The organism is Blautia sp. MSK20_18, assembly GCF_020553125.1.
GTDB lineage: Bacteria > Bacillota > Clostridia > Lachnospirales > Lachnospiraceae > Blautia_A > Blautia_A fusiformis.
In genome coordinates this window covers 1-5,891 of sequence record NZ_JAJCGR010000070.1, presented here as the reverse complement: position 1 = coordinate 5,891, position 5,891 = coordinate 1, and the positions used below count along the sequence as shown (strand labels likewise).

Sequence of the window (5,891 nt, the reverse complement as noted above, 5' to 3'; positions counted from 1 at the left end):
CGAATAAAGAATAACCAAAAATTCCCGCTTTAAATCCTAAATGTCTAAGAAAAAATCATATTATTATTGATTACAAAACCAATAATGGTTATAATATTAAGAAAGGAGACATATGTATTACATTAGAGAAGACGAAGAACAGCGATATGGTCGCAATAAACCAACACAGATTAATCATGCATATATCAATAGTGGAGAGTATAGAAGAAAATTTGACAATCTGACTGACTCAAAAGTTATTAATAAACTTATCTACAAAAATGCAAAGGAAATGTTATTTCATAGAAGTGGAACCATGTTTGAAGATATGTGCTGGGTTAGTCCTACAGAAGAAAAGGTTGTTTATAGAAAAATGGATGAGACCAGGCAGCGAATGATTAGAGTTGATGATTCCATTGCTAAGATATTAAGCAAATATAGCGATTTGATTCCAATACATACACATCCATCCAGTTTTCCACCAAGTCCGGATGATTTCAATTGCCTTCTTAATGCCGGCTATAAGTTCGGCATAATTATATGTCATGATGGCAAGATTTTTACATATTCATCCTTTAGACATGTTGACTTCAGGCTTTGGGATGTCTATATGTCTGATTTAAAAGCAAATGGTTACGATGAATATGATGCTCAAATTGAGGCATTAAAAATATTCAGAGCCGCAAACGATATAATCTTCAAGGAGGTATAAATTATGGGTTATGAGTATCTTGATGAGCAAACTTCTATTCCATGTAATCTGTCTAAAGATGAGCTCAAACAAAAAATAGAAGAAATGCAGATTGAAAAATATGGCCATATTATCACAGTAGATATGGCGCATAAAGAACCAAGAAAAACAATTTATTCTGTAAAGAAAAATGCTTTAGTGTATTGTGACACTGGAGAAAAAGTTGCGTTCTAATGCAAGTAATTAGGCGAGGATGAAATCCTCGCCTTTTGTTTTTTGTTCTACCTTACAAAAAAACAGCACATCGACAGGAAAAATACAAAAAAAACAGCGCCAAAGGCGCTGTTGCTATTCTTTTGCCTCATATATAGTCCAATTAAGATATGGCCCATTACAGACAAAAGCGTGTTTAAGATATTTGTATTGATATGGATATTTTGCAATATACAATTCCAATATTCGTACATATTGCCCATCTGGCCATACGATACATTCATTTTCTGGAATTTTTTCCCCTATAAACTTTAGCTCGCCCTTCTGAAAATATTCTTCATCACGAAGCATAGCATACCATGGACTGTTAGAAAAAACGTAATCATGAAGAGAAAATGTTATTTTGCGTGTCGTAGATTTTAAAGATATTTTATAGTCTGTCAAAAATTCAGGTTGAGTAACAAATTTTACATGTCTTCCTGTTTGTGAATTTTTCTGTTTATTTTTTACGATATCTTTTCCGAAAAATGGAAGGTAATTTGGCGGCAGCTTTAGACCATCAATATCTTTTTCGTAATAAGTAAAATCATCTTTAATAAAGATTAATTCATCGGAATTTGCATATTCATCTATTGTTAATTCATCTGGCATATATTTTAACAATGGCCTGCCATCAACATCATACCTCTGGATTGGAAAAACCGGCCAGGAATCAACTATGCCGCCATCGTCTGCCACGTACAATTCATCTTCCAACAAATCGTAGTCTTTTCCATCCAAATTTAGACTCATCACAGGATTTAAAGGCAAAAAAGTCTTTCTGCCATCATACGATACTAACGACGGGAATAACTCTTCCAGACGCATATTATATCCATTCAGGATTTTTATGATATCTGCCTGTTGTATCTTTCTTTTTCCACATTCATATTCATACAACGTGCTCTCCAGGATATCTAATTCGCATGCCGCTTGGAACCGTGATTGCTTTTTTATCAATGTTCGATAAGCATACAAAATATTAAACAGTATTTTTTTTGCGTTTCCATACCAGACAAACATCCCATCGGAATCAAATTCTCCTTCTATCTTGCAGTTCACATCACATTTCTCTCCCGTATCTTTTTCAGCCTCTGCGGCACAACATATCTCTTCTTTTGTAGTTCCCATTTCATTCATTACCTGATTAACAATGTACATTGGAACCATGCGCTCCCCAGATAGATACCGTTGCATCGACCGACGGGAGCATTTAAACACTGCGGCAGCCTTTGTTGTTGAATATCCGGCGATTTTACAGTATTCATTCAGCAATTTTGTATATTGTCTTTTCTGTATATATTGTGCAATTTCTATTTTACTCTTTTTTGCCCAGACTATTATTTTCTGCATTTTTTTTGTCTCCATTTTTTCTGTTTGCCAGATATTATACAGGACGCGACAAAAAATACAACTGCGCCGGTCTGAAAAATTTTCTTGGTACATCCTCCTCGGCAGCTGCTGATTTACCGGCTTTGTCAGAATCGTCAGCAACTGACGCGGTGAACGTAAGTCTGTCTGAACCAGGAAAACGAACTATTTAATCAGCTGATATTCAAACATCTTATCTTTAATATGTGACACATAGTATTCTTTTAGGATTTAAAGCGGGAATCCTCGGTTATTCTATATCCGAGATGAAAGCGCATAATAAATAAAAATATCGTGTGCGACTTTTTGATAACTCGCCGTTCCGGCTCGTAACCAAGCCTCGCAGAGGCTGACAAGCGAAGCCGTAAGGCTGAGTGCAGTGCACGAACGGGGATTCAGACCCGCGTGTGAAGTTAAAACCGAAACATTTGACCCGCGGGCGATTTTTCGTCGGCCGCGGACTTCCCGTTCTCCGTTAATGTTCAGCTTGAACTCAAACAGTACGCCATTATAAACACCGTCAGAGTTCTCAACAAGCACTCCGTTATTTTCTTGCCATGGAATTCCATAGTTATCAAAGAACGCAATCTGCCCTTCTTTTTCTGTCTTGTATATTTTTTCCATATTTTTTTGCTCCTTTTTCAGCATTTCTTTGTTTTTTGTTCTGCTGTAGGTATGTGGAAAATTGTTAAATGCTGAAATCTTTGCGGATTTTTTTATCCTTTCTTTTTAAAATGAAAAATCCGTTTTTTTCTGGAACAAAAAAAGAGGAAGGCTTACGCCTTCCTCAATATGAAATATGAAAATTTTATGTTTTTTTATTTAAAGTTGCATTTGCTTCCCATCGCCATCCAATTTATGTAGATTCTCAAGTAAATACGCTCTCACCGCAGGATTATCTGTCTTTTTTAGAAAACCTCTAATCATAGACTCTGATAAAAAGCCAAGATTAATAATCATTATGGCTTCTTCAAGTCTGTCTTGGTCTAACAAATGAAAAATCATGCCAGTAGCCCTTTGTTTTAATTTTAACCTGAATCCCTCATCGATTTTATCAACATTATTTTGCTTTAATGCTTCATTATAGATGTGATATCCGATTTCAGTACGAATAGCCTCAGATGGAGCGTACTTATACATGCTGTACATAAGGTTATCAGTTACGCCCTCTTCGTTTATTTTTGCATTGACTTTGGACCTATCGTATTCATCCATCATATTTGGAATGAAAACCTTTCTATCACCAATAGTTAATGTGATAATTCTATACTCAGGATAGTGATAACGATAAGACGTATCCGTGATTTTCAAAATAAAATCAACAGGTATCGTTTTCAGTGTAATGTTTGCGAAATGGTTAGACCTATGAAACCCAAAGTGCTTTAATGATGCAGGAAGAATAAGATGAGTTAACATTTGGCAATTCCCAAAAACCATATTTCCAATATTTTCCAGTCCTTCATTTAACTGTATCGTATTTAATCCGGTTTTATAAAAAACAGCATCTCCGATATATTTAACTTGTGACGGGATTATTACTGAATGAAGGTTTTTGCATCCGTCAAAAATGTCATTTGATAGGCCAAGACATCCAATTTGCTGGATTCCATTCCCAAAATCAATGTGTTGTAGATTACGGCAATCCACAAATGCTCTCCATTCTATTCTTTTCAACGAATCAGGAAGGATTATAGATGTAATAGATTCGCATGACCTAAATGCTTCTGCTTTAATAATTTCAACACCTTCCGGAATTATAATATGCCCTTCGATATCTTTCTTACATCCAGTAATCACGCGCATATCTGAAGTATATGTAATACCGTCGATTTCTTTGAAAAATATATTTTCTTCCATTTTTCAAATTCCTTTCCTATAACTCCAAATTTGTTTTCTTTTTGCTCTGCATCATCTGCACGATATAAGCCGTAATCTCTGGTCTGTCTGCAGCCTTTTCCAGTAATTCACTTAAGGCTTTTTTTGATAAGACATCAAACTGGATAAGCCTTCTTAAGTCTTCCGCTCTTCCCTCTCTTAACAGCCTGAAAGCAATTCCTTTTCCGGACCTTTTCAAATATTCTTTTGCTTTCTGGCTCTGTGTCTTCTCGTACATTTTAATCGCTGTATCCTGCCGTTCAGCGATAGATATAGAGCAGGTGTAGAGTGTGTTAGTCTTATTGCCTTCTCCACTCAATGCCTCAAGAATCATTGACTCTGCAACCTCAACTGATTTCACATGCGCCGGAACAATAAATTCATGCTTTGCAATGCTAAGTTCCACGCAATATGAAGTTTCAGCGAATAATTTCGGTTCTGTAACTGCAGATACCAGTCCATCAATATATCTTTTTGTATATACCTTTGGAATCCGGCGCAGGGCACTTTCTCCTATAGAAGATACACTCTCTGGAATAGTTATCTCTTCCAGTTCATTTATAGCAAATGCATCCTCTCCAATAACGGCGAGACCTTCATTTAAAGTTACCTTTTTTAAATAACAGCCATAAAAGGCAGCGCATCCGATTTCTACTACCTGCGGAGGAATCACAACCTCTTCAAGACCGGAATATGCAAAAACGTCAAAATAGCAACTGGCTCCAATGCGCTTCAGCCCATGTCCAAAATCAACGTGCTTCAACTGCTTACAGTATTCAAAAGCCTGGTCTTCAATCGTCCTCAGTGAATCTGGCATTTTTACAGAAACTATATGGCTACGTCTGAATGCCTGCTGCCTTATCGTCCTGACGCCTTCCGGAATTACCGTTTCGCCACTTCGCCCTTTTGGGCAGAAAAGCAACTCTACCTGAGTCTTGTTGTAAAGAATTCCATCACATGAAGAAAAATGCTTCACTCTATCAGTCGTTTCTATCTGTTTTATCGCTCCACTAAGTTCTATTGGCGATAATTTATCAAGATTCCTGAAATTCGGGTCATCAATAACCAGAGTTTCTGGCAAATGATGGCGGGAAAGCATTGGAATCAACCCTACATCTTTTAAAACCAGCCTTTTTGCTTTGGCGAAATCCAGGCCTGCCTGTATTGCAAATATCTTTTTATCATCCGGAAATACGATTTCTTCCGCTGTTTCGTCAACATCAATTATGATTCCGCCGGCCATCTTTAAGCCACCGTCATACGTCGCTGTTTCCGTAAATTCAGAACCGAAAAACGCATCCTCATGACAGCACTCAACGCAGTCACAATTTACCAGGCGAGCGCTTTTGCATCCTTCAAACGCTTTTGTGCCTATCTGCGATATCCACCTTAAATCAATCTGCGCTGTAGACTCTAAATCAAACACATGCAGCAGCATTCGTTTTGTATCGTCGCGGATTGTTATAAGCATTCTATCACTTGATAAATATTTTTGGTTATGTGATGTCACACGTTTTACATTGGGAAACATCGTGTTCGCGACAAATACCCCACAAGAGCCTTCTTCAATAACCAATTCTTTTATGCCTGGAAACACATAGTTTTTTCTTTTGTCCAAGGTGAACTACTCGGCAATTAAATTACCGAGCATCTGATGTGCGGAGCCTGGGCCCCGTAGATTCAGGGTGGGTCCATACCACCACTACTGTTTTTTACGCAGCTA

The 5,891-nt window shown here is 37.2% G+C and carries 6 protein-coding genes; 2 read left to right on the top strand and 4 right to left on the bottom strand.

Annotation, left to right across the window (positions count from 1 at the left end; genetic code table 11):
• The first annotated feature begins 112 nt into the window (after positions 1-112).
• A complete protein-coding gene (locus LI091_RS18090; RefSeq protein ID WP_173734613.1) occupies positions 113-691 on the top strand; it encodes a hypothetical protein in 579 nt (192 codons plus the stop codon).
• 3 nt (positions 692-694) lie between these two features.
• A complete protein-coding gene (locus LI091_RS18085) occupies positions 695-904 on the top strand; it encodes a hypothetical protein (protein WP_173734614.1) in 210 nt (69 codons plus the stop codon).
• Positions 905-1,018: 114 nt separating this feature from the next.
• Here LI091_RS18085 and LI091_RS18080 read toward each other — a convergent pair whose 3' ends face one another.
• From LI091_RS18080 to LI091_RS18065, 4 genes are all read right to left on the bottom strand, one after another.
• On the bottom strand, positions 1,019-2,275 hold the full coding sequence (locus LI091_RS18080) for a helix-turn-helix domain-containing protein (protein ID WP_173734615.1): 1,257 nt from the start codon (positions 2,273-2,275) through the stop codon (positions 1,019-1,021).
• Between the two features lie 273 nt (positions 2,276-2,548).
• A complete protein-coding gene (locus LI091_RS18075) occupies positions 2,549-2,917 on the bottom strand; it encodes a hypothetical protein (RefSeq protein WP_173734616.1) in 369 nt (122 codons plus the stop codon).
• A gap of 198 nt (positions 2,918-3,115) precedes the next feature.
• Entirely contained in the window at positions 3,116-4,150 is a 1,035-nt protein-coding gene (locus LI091_RS18070) for a leucine-rich repeat domain-containing protein (RefSeq protein ID WP_173734617.1), read from the bottom strand.
• A 16-nt stretch (positions 4,151-4,166) separates the two neighbouring features.
• On the bottom strand, positions 4,167-5,786 hold the full coding sequence (locus LI091_RS18065; RefSeq protein WP_265191437.1) for a leucine-rich repeat domain-containing protein: 1,620 nt from the start codon (positions 5,784-5,786) through the stop codon (positions 4,167-4,169).
• Between the last annotated feature and the right edge of the window lie 105 nt (positions 5,787-5,891).